The 18,978-nt window shown below is 60.6% G+C and carries 16 protein-coding genes; 9 read left to right on the top strand and 7 right to left on the bottom strand.

All coding sequences use genetic code 11. The features are described from left to right. Nucleotides 1–8: 8 nt before the first annotated feature. On the bottom strand, nucleotides 9–2,810 hold the full coding sequence (gene polA / locus ACSHXH_RS03400) for a DNA polymerase I (protein WP_435670357.1): 2,802 nt from the start codon (nucleotides 2,808–2,810) through the stop codon (nucleotides 9–11). Nucleotides 2,811–3,047: 237 nt separating this feature from the next. Between polA and ACSHXH_RS03395 the strand changes: the two genes are divergently transcribed. Then, complete coding sequence (locus ACSHXH_RS03395; protein WP_435670356.1) at nucleotides 3,048–3,566, top strand: hypothetical protein; 519 nt, start codon at nucleotides 3,048–3,050, stop codon at nucleotides 3,564–3,566. Between the two features lie 27 nt (nucleotides 3,567–3,593). Here the strand turns inward: ACSHXH_RS03395 and ACSHXH_RS03390 are convergent, their stop codons facing one another. Then, on the bottom strand, nucleotides 3,594–3,779 hold the full coding sequence (locus tag ACSHXH_RS03390) for a zinc-finger domain-containing protein (RefSeq protein WP_435670355.1): 186 nt from the start codon (nucleotides 3,777–3,779) through the stop codon (nucleotides 3,594–3,596). 76 nt (nucleotides 3,780–3,855) lie between these two features. Here ACSHXH_RS03390 and ACSHXH_RS03385 point away from each other — a divergent pair, with 76 nt between their 5' ends. Next, the gene (locus ACSHXH_RS03385; RefSeq protein ID WP_435670354.1) at nucleotides 3,856–4,773 is read left to right on the top strand and encodes an ABC transporter ATP-binding protein; all 918 of its coding nucleotides are present in this window, start codon (nucleotides 3,856–3,858) and stop codon (nucleotides 4,771–4,773) included. A 34-nt stretch (nucleotides 4,774–4,807) separates the two neighbouring features. Here ACSHXH_RS03385 and ACSHXH_RS03380 read toward each other — a convergent pair whose 3' ends face one another. Further along, the gene (locus ACSHXH_RS03380; protein ID WP_435670353.1) at nucleotides 4,808–5,179 is read right to left on the bottom strand and encodes a histidine triad nucleotide-binding protein; all 372 of its coding nucleotides are present in this window, start codon (nucleotides 5,177–5,179) and stop codon (nucleotides 4,808–4,810) included. 11 nt (nucleotides 5,180–5,190) lie between these two features. Next, entirely contained in the window at nucleotides 5,191–6,768 is a 1,578-nt protein-coding gene (locus ACSHXH_RS03375; RefSeq protein ID WP_435670352.1) for a DUF5928 domain-containing protein, read from the bottom strand. A 141-nt stretch (nucleotides 6,769–6,909) separates the two neighbouring features. Between ACSHXH_RS03375 and ACSHXH_RS03370 the strand changes: the two genes are divergently transcribed. Then, entirely contained in the window at nucleotides 6,910–7,728 is an 819-nt protein-coding gene (locus tag ACSHXH_RS03370) for a sulfotransferase family protein (protein ID WP_435670351.1), read from the top strand. A gap of 84 nt (nucleotides 7,729–7,812) precedes the next feature. Here the strand turns inward: ACSHXH_RS03370 and ACSHXH_RS03365 are convergent, their stop codons facing one another. Next, nucleotides 7,813–8,403, bottom strand: a complete 591-nt coding sequence (locus tag ACSHXH_RS03365; protein WP_435670350.1) for a DUF1285 domain-containing protein — start codon at nucleotides 8,401–8,403, stop codon at nucleotides 7,813–7,815. Nucleotides 8,404–8,472: 69 nt separating this feature from the next. On the opposite strand from ACSHXH_RS03365, the gene ACSHXH_RS03360 reads away from it, so the two are divergent. Genes ACSHXH_RS03360 through ACSHXH_RS03345 form a run of 4 tightly spaced genes read left to right on the top strand, consistent with a single transcriptional unit; the run spans nucleotide 8,473 to nucleotide 15,162 of the window. Next, complete coding sequence (locus ACSHXH_RS03360; RefSeq protein WP_435670349.1) at nucleotides 8,473–9,480, top strand: AAA family ATPase; 1,008 nt, start codon at nucleotides 8,473–8,475, stop codon at nucleotides 9,478–9,480. Next, on the top strand, nucleotides 9,477–10,352 hold the full coding sequence (locus ACSHXH_RS03355) for a DUF58 domain-containing protein (protein WP_435670348.1): 876 nt from the start codon (nucleotides 9,477–9,479) through the stop codon (nucleotides 10,350–10,352). Before ACSHXH_RS03360 ends, ACSHXH_RS03355 begins: the two co-directional genes overlap by 4 nt. After that, nucleotides 10,349–13,120 (top strand): DUF4159 domain-containing protein, encoded by a 2,772-nt coding sequence (locus tag ACSHXH_RS03350; protein ID WP_435670347.1) that lies wholly within the window; start codon nucleotides 10,349–10,351, stop codon nucleotides 13,118–13,120. Before ACSHXH_RS03355 ends, ACSHXH_RS03350 begins: the two co-directional genes overlap by 4 nt. Beyond that, on the top strand, nucleotides 13,120–15,162 hold the full coding sequence (locus tag ACSHXH_RS03345) for a glutamine amidotransferase (protein ID WP_435670346.1): 2,043 nt from the start codon (nucleotides 13,120–13,122) through the stop codon (nucleotides 15,160–15,162). The genes ACSHXH_RS03350 and ACSHXH_RS03345 overlap by 1 nt, the downstream gene beginning before the upstream one ends. 175 nt (nucleotides 15,163–15,337) lie before the next feature. Here ACSHXH_RS03345 and ACSHXH_RS03340 read toward each other — a convergent pair whose 3' ends face one another. Both ACSHXH_RS03340 and ACSHXH_RS03335 read right to left on the bottom strand, forming a co-directional pair. Then, the gene (locus ACSHXH_RS03340) at nucleotides 15,338–16,018 is read right to left on the bottom strand and encodes a DsbA family protein (protein WP_435670345.1); all 681 of its coding nucleotides are present in this window, start codon (nucleotides 16,016–16,018) and stop codon (nucleotides 15,338–15,340) included. A 31-nt stretch (nucleotides 16,019–16,049) separates the two neighbouring features. Beyond that, nucleotides 16,050–16,562 carry a DUF721 domain-containing protein gene (locus ACSHXH_RS03335; protein ID WP_435670344.1) on the bottom strand — a complete coding sequence of 171 codons (513 nt, stop codon included), beginning with the start codon at nucleotides 16,560–16,562 and terminating at the stop codon, nucleotides 16,050–16,052. 61 nt (nucleotides 16,563–16,623) lie between these two features. Between ACSHXH_RS03335 and ACSHXH_RS03330 the strand changes: the two genes are divergently transcribed. Together ACSHXH_RS03330 and ACSHXH_RS03325 are read left to right on the top strand one after the other, a co-directional pair. Next, nucleotides 16,624–17,700 (top strand): A/G-specific adenine glycosylase, encoded by a 1,077-nt coding sequence (locus ACSHXH_RS03330; RefSeq protein ID WP_435670343.1) that lies wholly within the window; start codon nucleotides 16,624–16,626, stop codon nucleotides 17,698–17,700. Between the two features lie 78 nt (nucleotides 17,701–17,778). After that, nucleotides 17,779–18,921 carry an alkane 1-monooxygenase gene (locus tag ACSHXH_RS03325; RefSeq protein ID WP_435670342.1) on the top strand — a complete coding sequence of 381 codons (1,143 nt, stop codon included), beginning with the start codon at nucleotides 17,779–17,781 and terminating at the stop codon, nucleotides 18,919–18,921. Nucleotides 18,922–18,978: the final 57 nt, after the last annotated feature.

The raw sequence follows: 18,978 nt of genomic DNA, 5'->3' as shown, positions 1-18,978 counted from the left end.
GTCGCCCGTCAATGCGCTTCAGCCCAGTTCGCTCCTTGCCCGGCATCCGCGACCAAAGGCACAGTCAAATGCACCACCGGATCAGCCGCACCTTCCATGATCTCGCGCGCGACTTTGATCAATTCGTCTTCGGCCCCCTGATCGACCTCGAACAGCAATTCGTCATGGACCTGAAGCAGCATCTTCGCGGGCAAACCGGCAATAGCATCCGGCATACGGATCATCGCGCGGCGAATGATGTCGGCGGCAGTGCCCTGGATGGGCGCGTTGATAGCGGCGCGTTTGGCGAACCCGGCGCGGGGGCCTTTGACGTTGATCTCAGGCGTGTGGATCACACGGCCAAAGAGCGTCTCGACGCGGTTGTGTTTCTTGGCGAATTCCGTGGTTTCTTCCATATAGGTCTTGATGCCCGGAAAGCGTTCGAAATAGCGGTCGATAAACCCCTGCGCCTCGGCGCGCGGGATGCGCAGGTTGCGGGCAAGTCCAAAGCCGGAAATGCCGTAGATCACCCCGAAATTGATCGCCTTCGCCTGACGGCGCACATCGGGTGTCATCTCGTCCAGCGGCACATTGAACATTTCGGACGCGGTGGCGGCGTGAATGTCCTGCCCGTCTTTGAACGCATCCTTGAGCGCCTGAATATCGGCGATATGCGCAAGGATGCGCAACTCGATCTGGGAATAGTCCAGCGCCACCAGCGTTTTGCCATCTTCGGCCACAAACGCCTCTCGGATGCGGCGGCCTTCCTCGGATCGGATCGGGATGTTTTGCAGGTTTGGATCGGTTGACGCCAGACGCCCGGTGTTGGCCCCGGCGATCGAATAAGACGTGTGCACGCGACCCGTATCACGGTTGATGTGGTCTTGCAGCGCGTCCGTGTAGGTGGATTTGAGCTTGCTGAGTTGCCGCCAATCCAGAACCCGGCGCGGCAATTCGTGCTCCGTCGCCAAATCTTCAAGCACATCCGCCCCAGTGGCATAGGCCCCGGTCTTGCCACGCTTGCCGCCTTCAAGACTCATTTCGTCAAACAGGATTTCGCCCAACTGCTTGGGGGAACCGACATTGAACTTTCGGCCCACCAACTCGTAAATTTCGTCCTCCAGCCCGGCCATTTTCTGGCTGAACGCGTTGGACATGCGCGACAGCGTATCGCGGTCCACCTTGATCCCATGCCGCTCCATCTGCGCCAGCACCGGCACAAGTGGACGCTCCATCGTCTCGTACACACGGGTGACCTTCACTTTGTGAAGTTGCGGCTTGAACATCAGCCACAGGCGCAACGTGATATCCGCGTCTTCTGCCGCATAGGGTGTGGCCTGTTCGATGGGCACGCGGTCAAAGGTGATCTGACTTTTGCCCGAACCCAACAGCTCTTTGATCGGGATCGGCGTATGCCCCAGATACCGCTCGGATAACGTGTCCATCCCGTGGCTGTGCAGACCCGCGTTCATGGCATAGGACATGAGCATCGTGTCATCGATGGGCTGCACATCAACCCCGTAGCGCGACATGATCTTGGTGTCGTATTTCATGTTCTGGCCGATCTTGATCACCGCCGGATCTTCGAGCAGCGGCCTAAGCGCAGCCAATGCATCATCCAGCGGGATTTGACCCTCGGCCAAAGCATCCGACCCAAAGAGCCCTTCGCCGCCCTCGCCCTTATGGGTCAGCGGCACGTAACACGCCTTGCCGGGCTCCACGCAAAGCGAGATACCGACAAGGTCCACAACCATGTCATCCAGGCCCGTGGTTTCGGTGTCGAACGCCAGCCACCCCTTTTCGCGGGCGGCATCAATATAGACCTGCAACGCCGTCAGATCGCGCACACACTCATAGCTCGCCGGGTCCATGGGCGGCAGTTCCGGCGCATCCCCTTCGGGCGGATTGGCCCCCTCCGGTGTGGTGTCGGGAATGACCGGCGCCTCAACTGACAGCGCATCGGCAATCCGTTTCGTCAAAGTCCGGAACTCCATTTCCGCCAGAAATGTCATCAGCTTGTCCGGGTCAGGATCGCGCACTTCCAGATCATCCAGCGTAAAGTCCAGCGGCGTGTTCTCGTCCAGCAGAACAAGCTTCTTGCTCAGTTCAATCTGGTCCCGCTTCTCGATCAGCGTTTCGCGGCGCTTGGGCTGTTTGATCTCGCCCGCGCGGTCCAGCAAGTCTTCCAATGACCCGAATTCGTTGATCAGAAGCGCCGCTGTCTTGACCCCGATCCCCGGTGCACCGGGCACGTTGTCAACGCTGTCGCCCGCAAGCGCCTGAACATCGACAACCCGTTCCGGGTAAACACCGAATTTCTCGAACACGCCGTCGCGGTCAATTGTGCGGTTCTTCATGGCATCGAACATCTCGACGCCGTCACCCACGAGCTGCATCAGGTCTTTGTCGGACGAAATGATCGTCACCCGCCCGCCCGCCTTTCGCGCCTGAACGGCAAGAGTGGCAATAATATCGTCGGCCTCATAGCCTTCCTTTTCCTCGCAGGCGATGTTGAACGCCTCGGTCGCACGGCGGGTCAGGGGGATCTGTGGGCGCAGGTCTACGGGCATCGCTTCGCGGTTGGCCTTGTAAAGGTCGTACATATCGTTGCGGAACGTATGACTGCCCTTATCGAAAATCACCGCCAAATGGGTCACATCGGACCCGGCATTCCCTTCGACATAGCGTTGCAGCATGTTGCAAAATCCGGACACCGCGCCAATCGGCAACCCGTCGGATTTGCGCGTCAGCGGTGGCAGCGCATGATAGGCGCGAAAGATAAAGGCCGACCCGTCGATCAGGTGAAGATGGTGTCCTTTGCCGAATGCCATGTCGCGCACGCCCCTTGTTTTGAATGGATCCGGTGTGCCACGGACAGAGGCCCGGTTCCAGTGCGAACGTCGGGGTGCCCTCTTCCGAACCTGTCAGCTTTTGCCAACCTTTAGCCGTGTTCATCTTGGCAAGAATCTGCCGATTTTTTGCATCTGATTGATCCACAACATACGGTTCCTCTAGCAACGCGCAATTCGAGGACTAAACTTCTGCGCGAATGCGTCAAAGAGCTTATCATGGTCAAACACTTTGGAATTCTGTTTTTTGCAACCACAGCCTTGGCCACCGGCGCAATGGCAAACGAAACTCTGCGGTTGGATGGTTTAAGCCCAGAAACCAGCCGACAATCCACGCTGCCCGCATGCGAAAACATCCCCTTTGACAAAGCCAATTGCGTCCGCGCGCTGGCCTGCCTTGGCAGTGAAGGCGTGTATTTCGACGGTCAGGCCCATGGCTGGGACACCGGGATCGTGGTGGGCTTTCTGGACGACGACACCGCGTGCACCGGCGAATGGGTTGCCGGAGGGCCAAACACGCCGGGCCGGGCGGGGCTGATATGCGAAAACGGGGTCGAGGCGAATATACTCTATCACACGCTCGACAACGAAACCGGCACTGTCATCAGCAGCGGTCAGGACAATCGCGGACGCGAGATCACCGCCTGGTCCGGAGACTTGGTGCTGCAATTCCTGACCGGCCCTGAGGATGACACTCCGGCGCTGCCCTGCGGGCCTGCACCTATTCCGATCAGTTGACACGCACGCAGGAAATTCTGCCCGCTGTCAGGTATCTTGTCCGTCTGCGAAATCCCGATGCACATACTTGGCATCGCAATACGGACATTCAACCCAGCCATGCTCACCAGAGATTTGCAGCCAGACGCGCGGGTGCCCCAGGGCTCCTTCACCGCCATCACAGGCGATGCGGTAGCTGTCCACGATCTTGGTTTCGGGCGCTTGCGTTGCCATCTGCTGCGTTTCCTTCATTGGCGTTATCCACTAGGAGCGGTGTAAGACGACACGGCCGAGGGGGCAAGAGACAGCGATGATACAGAACGCCATTCAGATCGAAGGTCTGCGGAAAACCTATTCCGGGGGAAAAGAGGCGCTCAAGGGGATCGACCTTACTGTGCCGCGCGGATCGGTGTTTGGACTTCTGGGGCCAAACGGCGCTGGCAAATCGACGCTGATCAACATCCTGGCCGGGTTGGTGACCAAAACCGCAGGCAAAGTCACGATCTGGGGCTGGGATCAGGACGTGAACCCGCGCCAGTCCCGCGCCGCCATTGGTGTCATGCCGCAGGAATTGAACCTTGATCCGTTCTTCACCCCGCGCGGCGCGCTTGAGGTGCAGGCCGGTCTATACGGCGTGCCCAAATCCGAACGCCGGTCCGACGACATCCTCAAGATGATCGGCCTCACCGACAAGGCCGAAGCCTATGCGCGCACGCTGTCAGGCGGGATGCGGCGGCGACTCTTGCTGGGCAAGGCGCTTGTGCACCGGCCGCATGTTCTGGTGCTGGATGAACCCACCGCCGGGGTGGATATCGAACTGCGGCAGATGCTCTGGACGAATGTGCGCAAGCTCAACCGCGAAAGCGGCATGACGATTATCCTGACGACGCATTACCTCGAAGAGGCCGAAGAGATGTGCGACGAGATCGCGATCATCAACCACGGCGCAGTTGTCGCCCGCGACAGCACCAAGAATCTGTTGGGCGCGCTGGACGCCAAGACGATGGTGATCCAGCCGGAAACCGATATTGCCACCCTGCCCAATGTGGACGGTATTGGGATCACCCGGCGTGACGACGGCACAATCGCTGTCAGCTACCGCGCACGCCAAACCACCGCCGAAGACGTACTGGGCATGCTGCGCGACAGTGGTGTGCGCATCCGCGATGTGCGCACCGAACAGGCCGATCTTGAAGACGTGTTCCTGTCGCTGACGCGGTCAGCCTGACGCTGTGCGCGGGCAAGCGTTTCGTAACGCCCGCCTACCGCGCCGGTTGTAACATCCGTCCCAGACCCCGCCCGCCCAGAACGTGGATGTGCAGATGCGGCACTTCCTGCACACCAGCCTCTCCCGCGTTCGAGATGATGCGGTATCCGCCGTCTTGCACGCCTTCCATCTTGCAGACCTCCCCCACAGCACGGTTGAAATCCACGATCTCGGCGTCGCTGGCCTCGAGCGCGAAATGGTCGTAGCACACATACGGACCCTTCGGGATCACCAGAACATGCACCGGCGCTTGCGGCTGAATATCCCGAAATGCCAGCGTGTGTTCGGTTTCCAGAACCGTCGAATTGGGGATCTCGCCCCGCAGGATCTTGGCGAAGATATTCTGGTCATCATAGACGTAAGACATGCAGCGGTTCCTTAGTCTGCAAACAAATGATCGGTGCGCGCGATCTCCAGCGCCTGTTCCGGCGCGATCGACAGGAAACTTGCCAAGGCAGCGGCGTTCACGTCGATGCTGTCTTCCTCGCGGATGCGCTGGTGATTTTCGAACTCCGCGTCGCGGATACTGTCGCTTTCATGCAGGATGTCATTGCGGATCGTGGGCAACAACCGCTCAAGCGTTTCTTGCGGCGTCCGTTCCCCCGCCAGACCAACGCGCATGGCGTGGCCGGTCAGATACTCATCTGTGAAAGTGCAATTGACCTCAAGCAATCGCGTGGTCGCCCGGTCACGGCAAAAATCTTCAAGCAGGTCCAGATTGCCGGGGTCCATACAGACGACCATGCGGTCGGATTCGTAGTAATCATACAGCATCCGCATCAGCGACCGCCGATGGCGATGCCGCTTGCCCAAAGTGGATTGAATCCCACCCATATCCGGCAGATCGGTGTTTTCCTCGTTAAAGAGGTACTCGATACACGGGATATTGGTCAGCTGCCGGATTCGCGACACCAACCGCTTGGCAACATGCCATTTCTTGCACACCACGATCAGCAATTCGCGTTCCCGGCCCAACGTGCTTTCGGTTTCCCAGAACCGGGGCGCAAAGCGGCGTCCGATCCGCCCCTTGCCGGTCAGGAACTTGTAAAGCGACCGCCCTTCGTTCGAGATCTCGAAATTCACGTTCTTCGCGGAATAAAGCGTGCCCAACCGCTCCTTGAGCTGCATCGCTTCGGGGCTGATCTTGCGGGCAAACAGGAAATCCTGGCTCAGCAACAGATCGAAATGGTCATTGTAGAACGTCACCGGCATCCCGTAATCCGAGAACATGAGGAACGTCAGCGTGCGGCACTCGATCTCGCGCTCTGGCACAAGATGGCGCACGAGGGTTTGGAAAAACGTCTCGTCGGGAATCCAGGTCGTGCTGAAAAACCGCATCACGTCCGGGCGCGCTTTGACAAAACCGAGGATCGCCTCGACAGTGGGCCGGCGCAGGCACCACCATTGGCTGCCGATCTGGATCTCAAGATCTTCCGGGATTTTCCGGGTCAGGCCAAATCTCTGCTGAAGATGGTAGCTCTGGTAAAAAATCCGTTTCTGCGTGCGTTCGTTGAAGTAATGCCGGTAGATCAGCCGTTCTTCTTTCATCCCCGTCTTGATCCAGTCAGACGCAAAGAAATCAAAGCTTTCGATGAAATCTGCGTCCATGCGATCAAGGTAGTCATGGGCGTATTCGGCGGTCTTGATGGCCTGGCAATCCCCGGACAGCATATAGAAATGCGTGGCCCGCGGAAACGCGTCTACAGCGGCCTGAACCGCGTAAAGCGTGGCCTGCACCAAGGACCATTCCCCCCACCCGCATTTGATCCGCTTTTTGGCGAACGTGACGTTGGGATTGTCCGACAATGCGGTCTGGATCGCGGCATAGGCGGACGCATCTGCGCGCGCATCAAAGTGTATCGAAATGTAATCTCCGACCGCAGTCAGGCTCAGCGCCTGTCGGATGATTGCATCGGGGTCTTTGTGACACAGCAATATGAAGGCGATATTTGCCATTCAGGTCTTCATCTTGCCCATTTATAAACTCATTGTTGTAGTGATAAGCATGTTCAGAGATTGAATAAACCGACTTTCTTTGATTTTTTGTTTACGTTACGGGACAACAAGAGCCCAGAATGAGGCTGGAGGCAGCAGGATATGGGATTTCCGGGAACTTGGATGACCGAAAGCGAAAGCATGGTCTATCGCGTTGTGCCGAAATGTGCGTGCTCGACCATCGGTCAGATCATGTTTTTTTCAGATCATGGCAGCTTTTTTGACGGCGATATCCATGATGCGCAAAACGGCCTGCACAAATGGGCGCTCGATCACAGCAAAGATCCGATCACCAAGCGCATTCAGGCGCACGACACCTATTCCTTCACCTGCGTGCGCAACCCCTACACCCGTATCCTAAGCTCGTTCTTCGACAAGATTTGCGGCATTCAGCGCAATGGCAAACGCTACCGGGGCAACCTTGTCCCGCTTTTGATCCAGAAATACGGGATCGAAGTAGGTGGCGAGGACGGCAAACAGGAATTCGACCAAATCCAAAGCTTCCGCCGCTTCCTGCTTTTTGCCCGTGACACCATTCGCTGGCGGCGCCCCATGGACCCGGACATTCACTGGTCCGCCATGTCAGGCCACATCAGCACCTTCATCGTGAACGGTGGCCGCTACGACAACATCTTCTGGACCGAAAGCTTCAATGACGGCATGGCCGATGTGCTGGCCCATGTGGACACCAAGCAAAAGATCGACCTGACCACGATCCCCCGCTTCAACGAAAGCGAAGGTCACGGGCCAAAACGCGCCCATCCGATTGAGGACTATTTCGACGACCTGTCGATGCATCTGGTCTACGAGATCTACAAAAAAGATTTCGACCTGTTCAAATACGATTTCGAAAACCCAGGCAACAAAATGCCCATCGGCAAAATCGACTTGGAAGAGGTGCACGCCAAACTGGGCGACTAACGTTCACACCCTCTTGCACACGCCCTGTGATGAGCCTGTGAGCCCCCGCTTCAAAGCGGCGTTCCCATGATCAATCAGACAGGATCAATCAACCAGCTCCACCGACGGAATAATCGAAAAGAACTGCCCGCTGGACCAAACCCCGAACCAGCTTTGCCCATCAACGTCGTGATGCGCGCCGCAATCGACCAAGCGGTAGAAACTCTTGCGATCAATCAACGCCTCAAGGTTTGCGCGCACCAGCACATAGGGCGACGGCTCGCCTGTCTCGGGATCACGGTCCACCCGGATCGGATGCTCCGGTCCTGCAACAGCGGTGTCTCCGACATGGGTGGTGAAGGTCAGCACCTGCGCCGTGCCCGCACCGGTCACATCGAAATCAGTTGCTACAAATGGCGCATCATCAACGGTGATTCCCACCTTCTCAACCGGGGTCACGAGGAAATATTTCTCGCCATCCTTGCGCAGAATCGACGAAAACAGCTTGACCAAAGGGGCCCGCCCAATCGGTGTGCCAAGATAGAACCATGTCCCGTCGCGCGCGATGCGCATGTCCAAATCTCCGCAGAACGGCGGGTTCCAAAGGTGCACCGGTGGCGAACCCTTGCTCTTTGTGGCGCGAACAGAGGCAGCAATGCCTTCTGCGGACGGAATAACACGATCTTGTGCGCTCATTGCTTTTGCCATTTTCCCTTTGCGCGTTACACTTTCCTGAAACCAAGTAATGCGCAAGGGAGACACGTCATGGTCGCAGCCGAAGATTTGGTCGCTGAGATCGAAGCGCTGGAAGACAAACTGGCGCAGGCCAAGACCGCGATCACCCGCCGGTTCATCGGTCAGGAACGCGTGGTCGAGCTGACGCTGACATCGCTTTTGTGCGGCGGCCACGGCCTGTTGATCGGCCTGCCGGGATTGGGCAAGACCCGTCTGGTTGAAACCGTGTCCACGGTGATGGGCCTCAATGGCAACCGGGTGCAGTTCACGCCCGACCTGATGCCCGCAGACATTCTTGGGTCCGAAGTGCTGGAAACCGGAAGCGATGGCAGCCGCGCGTTCAAGTTCATTCAGGGCCCGATCTTCTGTCAGTTGCTCATGGCTGACGAAATCAACCGCGCCTCGCCCCGAACACAATCCGCGCTTTTGCAGGCGATGCAGGAAAAGGTGGTCACCGTTGCGGGCGAAACCCGCAAGCTCGACGCGCCGTTCCACGTTCTGGCCACGCAAAACCCGATTGAACAAGAAGGCACCTACCCGCTGCCCGAAGCCCAGCTTGACCGCTTCTTGGTTCAGATTGACGTGCAATACCCGGATCGCAAGACCGAAAAGGAAATCCTTCTGGCGACCACCGGGGCGGAAGAGGCCGACGCCTATGGCGTATTCACCGCCGACGAACTGATCGCGGCGCAAAAACTTTTGCGCCGTATGCCCGTCGGCGATGCCGTGGTGGAAATGATCCTCGATCTGGTCCGCGCCTTCCGCCCGCATGATCCATTGTCCAGCGACCGCGTCAAAGACACCGTCGCTTGGGGCCCCGGCCCGCGTGCGGCACAGGCGCTCATGCTGACGGTCCGCGCCCGCGCCTTGCTCCAGGGGCGTCTGGCCCCATCGCCCGAAGACGTGATCAACATGGCCCGGCCGGTTCTCACCCACCGCATGGCGCTGACCTTCTCGGCGCGGGCGCGCGGCGAAGATTTAGGCACCCTGATCGACGATATCGCCCACCGCATGGTGGCCACCGAGGCTGCTGCGTGACACCTGTCACCGCCCTTCGCCAACGCTCGGAAGAAGAAGCCGCCAAACTCCCGGCGCTTCTGGCGCGTGCCGAACACTTGGCCGGGACCGTCCTTTTGGGCGATCACGGACGGCGGCGCGCGGGGCTTGGCGATGACTTCTGGCAATACCGCCCGATGCAGCAGGGCGATGCCCTGCGCGACATCGACTGGCGGCGCTCGGCACGCAGCGATGCGCAATTCGTACGCGAACGCGAATGGCAAATCGCGCAAAGCGTCATTCTCTGGGTCGATCAGGCCGCGTCGATGCGCTTTGCCTCGGATGCCAACCTAACCACCAAGGCCGACCGCGCCCGCACCCTTGCTCTGGCAAGCGCGATCCTGCTGATCCGGGGCGGCGAACGGGTCGGTCTCACCGGGTTCGATCTGCCCCCACGCCGGGGTCAGGCCCAGATCACGCGACTGGCCGAAATGCTGTCGGTGGATCACGGCGACGATTATTCCAAACCCGAAGCGCGTGGCATGATCCCGCAATCCCGCGCGATCTTCTTTTCCGATTTCCTTGGCGACCCAGCCCCGGTCGAGGCTGCCCTGACAAAAGCCGCCGATCGCGGCGTGCGCGGTGCACTGGTGCAGGTCCTCGATCCCAGCGAAGAAAGCTTTCCCTTTGACGGGCGTACGATTTTCCAAAGCATCGGCGGCGGGATCGTGCACGAGACGCTCAAAGCCGGCGATTTGCGCACCCGGTATCTTGACCGGCTGGCCGAGCGCAAAGACCGTCTTGAACAGCTGTCGCGCCTGACGGGCTGGCAATATATTTGCCACCACACAAACGACAGCGCGCAAACCGCACTGCTCTGGATTTACCGCGCGATGGATGGGACCCACGGATGACGCTCTTCGGACTCGGTTTTGCGACCCCCTGGCTTCTGCTGACGCTTCTGGCGCTGCCGATCCTCTGGCTGATCCTGCGCGCCGTGCCACCCGCCCCGATCCGGCGGATGTTCCCCGGCGTGGTGCTGCTGCTGGGCCTCAAGGATGACGATCAGGTCAGCGACCGCACCCCGTGGTGGCTTTTGCTGCTGCGCATGCTGGCTGTGGCCGCGCTCATCATCGGGCTGGCCGGACCGATCCTGAACCCGCAAACCGACGATATCGCCACCGGTAACCGGCCATTGCTGGTAGTCATGGACGGCTCATGGGCCAGCGCGGCAAGCTGGCGCGCCCGAACCCAGGCATTGGACGGGCTGATGGCCCAAGCCGCGCGCGATGACCGGCGCGTGGCGCTGATCAAACTCACTGCCCCTGAACCCGCCAGTTTCCAGACCGCTGACGATCTGCGCGCCCGGATCGTCGGCCTGACACCCGATCCGTGGGAACCCGGCACAGACCAAGTCGACCGCGCCCTTGCGCTCTTGCCCGAGGGCAATTTCGACACCTACTGGATGTCGGACGGCCTTGCCCGCGAGGCCCGCGCGCCCCTGCTGATCGCGCTCGAAACCCGTGGCACCGTCACCGTGTTTCAAGCAGGTCAATCCATCCTTGGCCTTGCGCCTGCGCGCTTTGAAGATGGCAATATCATCCTGACCGCGCTGCGCGCCCAAGCTGGCAGCGAACGTGAGATCGCAATCCTTGCCCAAGGCCGCGACCCGGCGGGCAACCCCGCTGTTCTGGCCCGCGCCACAGCGACCTTTGGCGCGGACGCCACGACCGCAGAAACCGCCCTGTCCCTGCCGTCAGAACTGCGCGCGCGCATCCTGCGCTTTGAGATCGAAGGCAACCGCAGCGCCGGTGCCACCACCCTGCCCGATGACAGCCTGCGCCGCCGCGAAGTCGCGCTGATGGCAGGCCGGGAAGACCGCGAAGGGCTGCAACTCTTGTCGCCGCTGCACTACCTGCAAAAGGCGCTGGAACCCAGCGCTGACCTGCTCACCGGCGCGTTGATGGACATGATCCCGGCAAACCCGGACGTCATCGCACTCGCCGATGTGGCCACGGTGGGCGCTGCCGAAGAAGACGCGCTGCTCGAGTGGCTGGACGGCGGCGGTATCCTGCTGCGCTTTGCCGGGCCGCGCCTTGCCGCCAGCGACATCAGCCGCGACAGCGAAGATGCGCTCATGCCCGTCCGCCTGCGCGCCGGCGGCCGCAGTGTCGGCGGCGCAATGAGCTGGGGAGAACCAAAATCGCTGGCCGAGTTTGGCGAAGACAGCCCGTTCTTTGGCCTGTCCATCCCGCCGGATGTCACCATATCAGCGCAGGTCATGGCACAGCCCGACCCGGCACTGGCCGAACGCGTCATTGCCCAGCTCAGCGATGGCACCCCGCTGGTCACGCGCAAAGCCGTCGGGCAGGGGCAGATCATCCTGTTCCACGTGACCGCCAATGCCGAATGGTCCTCACTCCCCCTGTCCGGCCTGTTTGTGCAAATGCTCGAACGTCTGGCCATTGCTGCTGGCAGCGGCGCGCAGCCCAGCGCCGAAGACCTTGCTGGCACCATCTGGCAACCGACCCTTGTACTCGACGCATTTGGTGCACTGACCGATGGCAGCACCCTGCCCGGCGTGACAGGCGAAGCGCTGGTCGATGCCGCACTCAGCCCTGATCTGCGCCCCGGCCTCTACCAGAATCAGGACCGCGCCCTGGCGCGCAATGTGCTGACCACAGACACAACCCTGACCCCGGTCGACTGGCCCTCTGACATCACTGTCGAAGGCCTGACCCAGTCCGAGGAAACGCCGCTCGCGGGATGGCTTCTTGCCACGGCAATCGCGCTTCTGCTGACCGATATCGTCGCCTCATTGTTCCTGTCCGGGCGCCTGTCCGGCCCGCGCGCCAGCACCGCCGCGGGGCTGGCCTTGGCCCTCCTCGTGATCCCCGCATCGCACGCACAAGCGCAATCCACCGATGACGCCTTTGCCCTGCAAGCCACGGCCGAAGTGTCCTTTGCCCACGTCATCACCGGCGACGCAACGCTGGATCAGGTGGCCCAAGCCGGGCTGCGCGGCCTTTCTGAAACGCTGTTCTTCCGCACCTCCGTGGAACCGACAGACCCGGTTGCGGTGAACCTCGAAACCGATGAACTGGCGTTCTTCCCGTTCCTCTACTGGCCCATCACACCCGATCAACCCACCCCCTCGGCCGAGGCGTATGCAAAACTGAACACCTACCTGCGCTCGGGCGGGATGATCATGTTCGACACCCGCGATGCCGATATCGCCCGCTTCGGCGCCGGAAGTCCAAATGGCCGCAAACTGCAACAGCTCGCAGCGCCTCTCGACATCCCGCCGCTCGAACCGATCCCGCAGGACCACGTCCTGACCCGCACCTTCTACCTGCTTCAGGATTTCCCGGGCCGCCACAACAGCGCGGATGTCTGGGTCGAAGCAGCACCACCCGACGCTGAACTGGTGGACGGCATGCCGTTCCGCAACCTCAACGATAACGTCACCCCGGTGATCATTGGTGGCAATGACTGGGCCTCGGCCTGGGCCATGGATACGCGCGGCAACCCGCTCTATCCCATCGGGCGCGGCTATTCCGGCGAACGCCAGCGCGAAATCGCGTATCGCTTTGGGGTCAATCTGGTCATGCACGTGCTGACCGGCAACTACAAATCCGATCAGGTGCACGTGCCTGCACTTCTGGACAGATTGGGCAATTGATGACCGGCAGCATCGTCTTTGATCCGCTTCTCCCGTGGATCTTCATCGCCGTGCTTGCGGCACTGGCCACCATCGGCATCGCACTTGCACTGGTGCGCGGCTTGCAGGGCTGGGCGCTTCGGGCGCTGGCAGCATTGGTCGTGCTCGCCGCCCTGGCGCAACCCTCATATCAGATCGAAGACCGCGCACCACTGTCCGACATCGTCCTGATTGTCGAAGACCAAAGCGCCAGCCAATCTCTGGGCGACCGCTTGGGCGACACCACGAACGCCGCCGTTGCGCTGGCCGCGCAACTCAATGCCCGCGACAACACTGAAATCCGCCGGATCGTGGTCGGCGATGGCGACGGCGACACCGGAACGCTGCTGATGTCTGCCGTGTCCGATGCGCTGGCCGAAGAACCCCGCGGGCGCATTGCAGGCATTTTCCTGCTCAGCGACGGGCGCGTGCATGACCTTGAACGCACACCGGACCTGCCCGCGCCGTTGCACCTGCTGCTCACCGGCAAGCAAACCGATTGGGACCGCCGCCTGATCGTACAAAACGCCCCCGCCTTTGCCATTCTGGGCGAACCCGTGACACTGACCCTCCGGGTCGAGGATGAAGGCGCCGCACCACAAGAAACCTCGACCGTGATCGACATTTCCGTCGATGGTCAGGAACCCCGCCGCTTTGACATGCCCATCGGGCAGGACATCGAGCTGCCCATCACCCTGCCGCATGGCGGGCTGAACGTGATCCAATTCACCGTGCCCACCGCAGTGGACGAACTGACCGATCGCAACAACACCGCGCTGGTCCAGATCAATGGCGTCCGCGACCGTCTGCGCGTGCTTCTTGTGTCGGGTGAACCCCATGCAGGCGGGCGCACATGGCGCAACCTGCTGAAATCCGACAGCTCGGTTGATCTGGTGCATTTCACCATCCTCCGCCCGCCCGAAAAACAAGACGGGGTGCCCGTCACCGAACTGTCTCTCATCGCGTTTCCCACCCGCGAACTGTTTCTCGAAAAGATCGAAGATTTCGACCTCATCATCTTTGACCGCTACAAGCGGCGCGGCATCCTGCCCGCGATCTATCTGGACAACGTGCGCAACTATGTCGAACAGGGCGGCGCTGTGCTTGTTGCGGCGGGCCCGGATTTCGCCAGCGCGGACAGCATCTACCGCTCGCCGCTTGCCGATATCATCCCTGCTGAACCCACCGCCCGCGTAATGGAACGCGGCTATAGCCCGACCATCACCGATCTGGGCGACCGCCACCCGGTCACGTCCGGGCTTGCCGGGGAAGACACATGGGGCCGCTGGATGCGCCAAATCGAAGTTGAACCAATAAGCGGCGATGTCGTGATGACCGGAATCGACGACAAACCGCTTCTGGTGCTCGACCGTGTGGGCGAAGGCCGCGTCGCGTTGCTGGCCTCTGATCATGCGTGGCTTTGGTCACGCGGGTTCGAAGGCGGCGGCCCACAGCTCGACCTGCTGCGCCGTCTGGCACACTGGATGATGAAAGAACCCGAGCTTGAGGAAGAAGCGCTCTGGGCAGAACCCACCGGCCAGACAATGCGCATCATCCGCCGCACGCTGGATGAAACGGTCGGCACCGTGACCGTCACCCGCCCCGACGGCACAGAAGACGCGGTTACGCTCGAAGAGGTCACACCGGGCCGGTTCGAGGCGCTCTATACCGGCCCCGAGATTGGTCTGTATCGTCTGGCCGAAGGCGATCAGGACACGGTCGTCGGCCTTGGCCCGGCCGCGCCGCGTGAATTCGAACAGACAATCGCCAGCGGTGATGCCCTGGAACCCGCCGTCGACAGCACCCGTGGGGGCGTGCGCCGTCTTGAAGACGGTGTACCCAGCATCCGCGCGGTGGGCGAAGGCCGCCCCGCTGCGGGGCGCGGCTGGCTTGGCATCACCCCGCGCGAGGCGTTCGAGACACTGGATGTCACCCAAACACCCATGCTGCCGGGATGGCTTGTGCTGCTTCTGGCCTCTGGCCTGATCCTTGGTGCGTGGCTGCGCGAAGGGCGTCGAACCTGACCGCCCGCTGGATGAATAATCAAATGTTAACAACGGGTTAATAGGTCCACATCGGACCAAATGTTTCGCGCGCGAAACTATAAGTTCGGTTCGGACCTATCCCACCCGCAGACAAAAAAAGACCGGCCACCCAGCCGGTCTTTTACATGGTGTTTTGTGCGCTGCGGCTAAGGGATCAGCCGCCCAGCTTTTCGTCCAGAATTTCCCGGAACTCGCGGTAACTCATGTTGGAATAGGTCTGACCATCAATCACAAACGACGGGGTAGAGCTGATACCGTGTTCTTCCGCATTGGCCTGATACCATTCAATCAACCCACGCGCCTTGTCGTTGTCGCTCAGGCATGCCTCAAGCTGTTCGGTCTCCAGCCCGGCAATCCGCCCAATCTTGCGCAGCTCGTCGGCAATCGCAGCCTCAGACCCGGCACGGCTCCAGGTGCTTTGCTGGTCATAGATCATTTCTGTGATGCCAAAGAACCGATCCTCGCCACCGCAACGCGCAACAAGCGATCCCCACAGACCGTAGCGGTCGAAATACACTTCGCGGTAGGTGAACTTGATCTTGCCGGTGTCAATGTAATCCTTCTTGAGATCCTTGAACACACTCTGGTGGAAGGTCGCACAATGCGGGCAGGTGAAAGACGCATATTCGATCATCTCGATCGGCGCGTCCTCGGCCCCCAGAACCATTTCCTGAATGGTGACTTCAGCAGTCGCGCTTTGCTGCGCATTCGCAGCGCCCGGCAACACAATCGCTTGCCCGTTGATCGTCGGGGCGGTGCCTGTCCCTGCAATCCACCATCCGGCGCCTGCCACGAGGGCCGTTGCGAGTGCAATCGTCATCAACCGTTGTTTCATCAAGAAACCCTTTGCTCTGTTTGCCTTGGACCTAGGTCCGATCTTGCGTTTTTGAATAGACGTTCGTCGCCAAACGTTCCAGCGCGGCGCGCAACCCATCATCGCGCACATCGCCCGCCATTTGCTGCGCCTCAGGCAGGATCGCAGCGGGCGTGTCGTCTCGGGCGTGTGCAGGACGGTGATCAAAGCTCACCTGACCTTCGGAAAACCCGGTCGCCGCTGTCTGCGTGACCCGCACCTTGGAAATGGCGTTATAGCCATAAACCGCGTTCACTTTTTCGCGCAGCTTTTCCTTTTGCATCTCAAGGATCGGCGCATTGGCCCCCGTGGTCAAAAGCGTGAGCGTCGCGCCCAAACCGCCCCGACCGTATCGCACCTCAACCGGGCGGCTGATCGCGGCAATGTCGTCGCCTGCAATTTCCGGCCAATGGGTCAAAAGCCGCGACTGTGAAAAACCACGCGTCTCAGATGTCTTGCGGATCTGGGTCTGCAAGAGGCTCGATGTGCGTTTAAACCCTTTCGTGTACCCGGTGCGCGGCGGCATGTTTGACTCCCCTGTCCGAACGCTATTCTAGTGACCCGACGTCCTCGCAACCAGCCCACAAATGAGACCAGATATCAAAGGTATGTCAGACCTGCGTGATCGGCCGGAACCGGCCCTGATTCTTGAATGGTACGACAGGCATGCCCGTGCCATGCCATGGCGTGTCGGACCCAAGGCACGGGCACACGGACAGCGCCCCGACCCGTACCGCGTCTGGATGTCGGAAATCATGCTGCAACAAACCACGGTTGCCGCTGTGAAAAGCTATTTTGAGGCGTTCACAACCCGTTGGCCCAGTGTCAGCGATCTGGCACAAGCCGAAGATGCCGATGTCATGGCCGCCTGGGCGGGCCTTGGTTACTATGCCAGGGCGCGCAACCTGCTCAAATGCGCCCGCGTGGTGCATCACGATCATGGCGGCGTGTTCCCCGACACCTATGACGGCCTAATCGCGCTGCCCGGCATCGGGCCCTATACGGCAGCGGCCATCTCCTCGATTGCGTTTGACCTGCCGGAAACCGTTTTGGACGGAAATGTTGAACGGGTCATGGCCCGGCTCTATGATGATCACACGCCCCTGCCCGCTGCGAAACCTGTGCTCATGGGCTACGCCTCGGCGCTGACACCGCGTGACCGGCCGGGCTGTTACGCGCAGGCGGTGATGGATCTGGGCGCCACGATCTGCACCCCGCGCAACCCGGCCTGCGGGCTATGCCCATGGCGCACGGCCTGCGCCGCGTGGTCGGCAGGCACAGCCAAAGACCTGCCAAAGAAATCCCCAAAGAAACGCAAGCCCACACGGCTTGGCATCGCCTATCTGGCCCGTCGCGTCGATGGCGCATGGTTGCTCGAACAACGCCCCGACACCGGCCTGCTGGGCGGGATGCTGGGCTGGCCCGGCAGCGATTGGTCGGAGGCCCCGTCCGAAGATCCCCCCATCCGCGCAGAATGGCGCACCCTGCCCACCGAAGCGCGGCACACCTTCACCCATTTCCATCTCAAGCTGACGGTCAAAACCGCGCTGGTGCCGATGGACCGCGCCCCCACACGCGGCCATTTTGTTGAGCCGGACGCCTTTGACCCCAACGATCTGCCCACAGTGATGCGCAAAGCCTACGCCGTCACCAAAGGTGACTGACACAGCGCAACGTCAGGCTTGGTGAAATCCCCCAAGACCCGTACCCTCATGGTCAGACACCCAAGCCACATGGACCCCATGACTGACAGCACCCAACCCCACCTTCCATCCCGCCTGCCCCTTCGGGCCGCGCTGCCGTTCTGGCTGTCGCTGTTCATGATCCCGCTGGTTTTGTCCGCCGCCTATATTGGCGGGCTTTGGACACTGGTACCGATGCTCGCCACATGGGGCGTGTTTGCCGCTCTCGATGCAGCCCTCGGGCTGGACACGGACAACCTCGACCCACAGACCAAGGACAACGCGCTGTATTGGCACCGGATGATCACCCTCATCTGGCCACCGCTGCAATTCATGATGATCTTCGGCCTTGTGTGGTACCTGCCCCGCGCCGCACACCTTGGGCCGCTTGAAGTTTATCTTGTGACCATCGGCATGGGCGTTCTGTCGGGCAGCGTCGGCATCGTCTACGCGCATGAGCTTATGCACCAGCGCAACAAGCTGGAGCGCTGGCTGGGCGATCTGCTGATGACAATGGCGCTGTATGGGCATTTCCGGTCTGAACACCTGCTGGTGCATCACCGCTATGTCGGCACACCGCGCGATCCGGTGACGGCCCGGTTCAACGAAAGCTTCTGGCGCTTCTACCCGCGCGTCCTCAAAGGCAGCCTGGTGTCATCGTTTCGCGCCGAACGCGACATGCTGGCCCGCAAGGGTCTGCGCTGGTGGCACCCAAGCAACCCGTTCTGGCGGTATTGGAGCCTCCAGACCGCGTTTCTTGTGCTGGCCTTTGCGCTGGCGGGGTGGACGGGTGTTGTGATCTTCGTGCTGCAAGCGCTTGCCGCGATCTTTCAGCTTGAGCTGGTCAACTATGTTGAACATTACGGCCTGACCCGCAAACATCTGGGGGATGGCAAATACGAACACGTCAAACCGCGCCACAGCTGGAACGCATCGCATACCGCGTCCAACTGGTTCCTGATCAACCTGCAACGGCATTCAGACCACCATTACAAACCCGACCGGCGGTTTCCATTGCTTCAGACCTACGCCGAAGACGAGGCCCCGCAATTGCCCTATGGCTATCCGGTGATGACCTTCTTTGCGCTGTTCCCAAGACGCTGGCGCGCGATGATGAACCCACGCGTCAAAGCATGGCGCGCACGCTACTATCCCGAGATCACCGACTGGTCCGCTTACAACAAGGCCCGGCACGGAGTATGATCCGGTACCGGGCCTGAACGTTTCAAAGAAGTTGCGGCACTCCTTCGAAGGAGTGCC

The organism is Marivita sp. (assembly GCF_051251565.1).
Lineage (GTDB): Bacteria > Pseudomonadota > Alphaproteobacteria > Rhodobacterales > Rhodobacteraceae > Marivita.
This window is presented reverse-complemented; position numbering and strand designations above follow the sequence as displayed.

What these genes read in the sequence shown, in the direction of transcription:
- polA (WP_435670357.1), bottom strand. Translation starts at nt 2,810, where the DNA reads ATGGCATTCGGCAAAGGACACCATCTTCACCTGATCGACGGGTCGGCC.
- ACSHXH_RS03395 (WP_435670356.1), top strand. Translation starts at nt 3,048, where the DNA reads ATGGTCAAACACTTTGGAATTCTGTTTTTTGCAACCACAGCCTTGGCC.
- ACSHXH_RS03390 (WP_435670355.1), bottom strand. Translation starts at nt 3,779, where the DNA reads ATGGCAACGCAAGCGCCCGAAACCAAGATCGTGGACAGCTACCGCATC.
- ACSHXH_RS03385 (WP_435670354.1), top strand. Translation starts at nt 3,856, where the DNA reads ATGATACAGAACGCCATTCAGATCGAAGGTCTGCGGAAAACCTATTCC.
- ACSHXH_RS03380 (WP_435670353.1), bottom strand. Translation starts at nt 5,179, where the DNA reads ATGTCTTACGTCTATGATGACCAGAATATCTTCGCCAAGATCCTGCGG.
- ACSHXH_RS03375 (WP_435670352.1), bottom strand. Translation starts at nt 6,768, where the DNA reads ATGGCAAATATCGCCTTCATATTGCTGTGTCACAAAGACCCCGATGCA.
- ACSHXH_RS03370 (WP_435670351.1), top strand. Translation starts at nt 6,910, where the DNA reads ATGGGATTTCCGGGAACTTGGATGACCGAAAGCGAAAGCATGGTCTAT.
- ACSHXH_RS03365 (WP_435670350.1), bottom strand. Translation starts at nt 8,403, where the DNA reads ATGAGCGCACAAGATCGTGTTATTCCGTCCGCAGAAGGCATTGCTGCC.
- ACSHXH_RS03360 (WP_435670349.1), top strand. Translation starts at nt 8,473, where the DNA reads ATGGTCGCAGCCGAAGATTTGGTCGCTGAGATCGAAGCGCTGGAAGAC.
- ACSHXH_RS03350 (WP_435670347.1), top strand. Translation starts at nt 10,349, where the DNA reads ATGACGCTCTTCGGACTCGGTTTTGCGACCCCCTGGCTTCTGCTGACG.
- ACSHXH_RS03345 (WP_435670346.1), top strand. Translation starts at nt 13,120, where the DNA reads ATGACCGGCAGCATCGTCTTTGATCCGCTTCTCCCGTGGATCTTCATC.
- ACSHXH_RS03340 (WP_435670345.1), bottom strand. Translation starts at nt 16,018, where the DNA reads ATGAAACAACGGTTGATGACGATTGCACTCGCAACGGCCCTCGTGGCA.
- ACSHXH_RS03335 (WP_435670344.1), bottom strand. Translation starts at nt 16,562, where the DNA reads ATGCCGCCGCGCACCGGGTACACGAAAGGGTTTAAACGCACATCGAGC.
- ACSHXH_RS03330 (WP_435670343.1), top strand. Translation starts at nt 16,624, where the DNA reads ATGAGACCAGATATCAAAGGTATGTCAGACCTGCGTGATCGGCCGGAA.
- ACSHXH_RS03325 (WP_435670342.1), top strand. Translation starts at nt 17,779, where the DNA reads ATGACTGACAGCACCCAACCCCACCTTCCATCCCGCCTGCCCCTTCGG.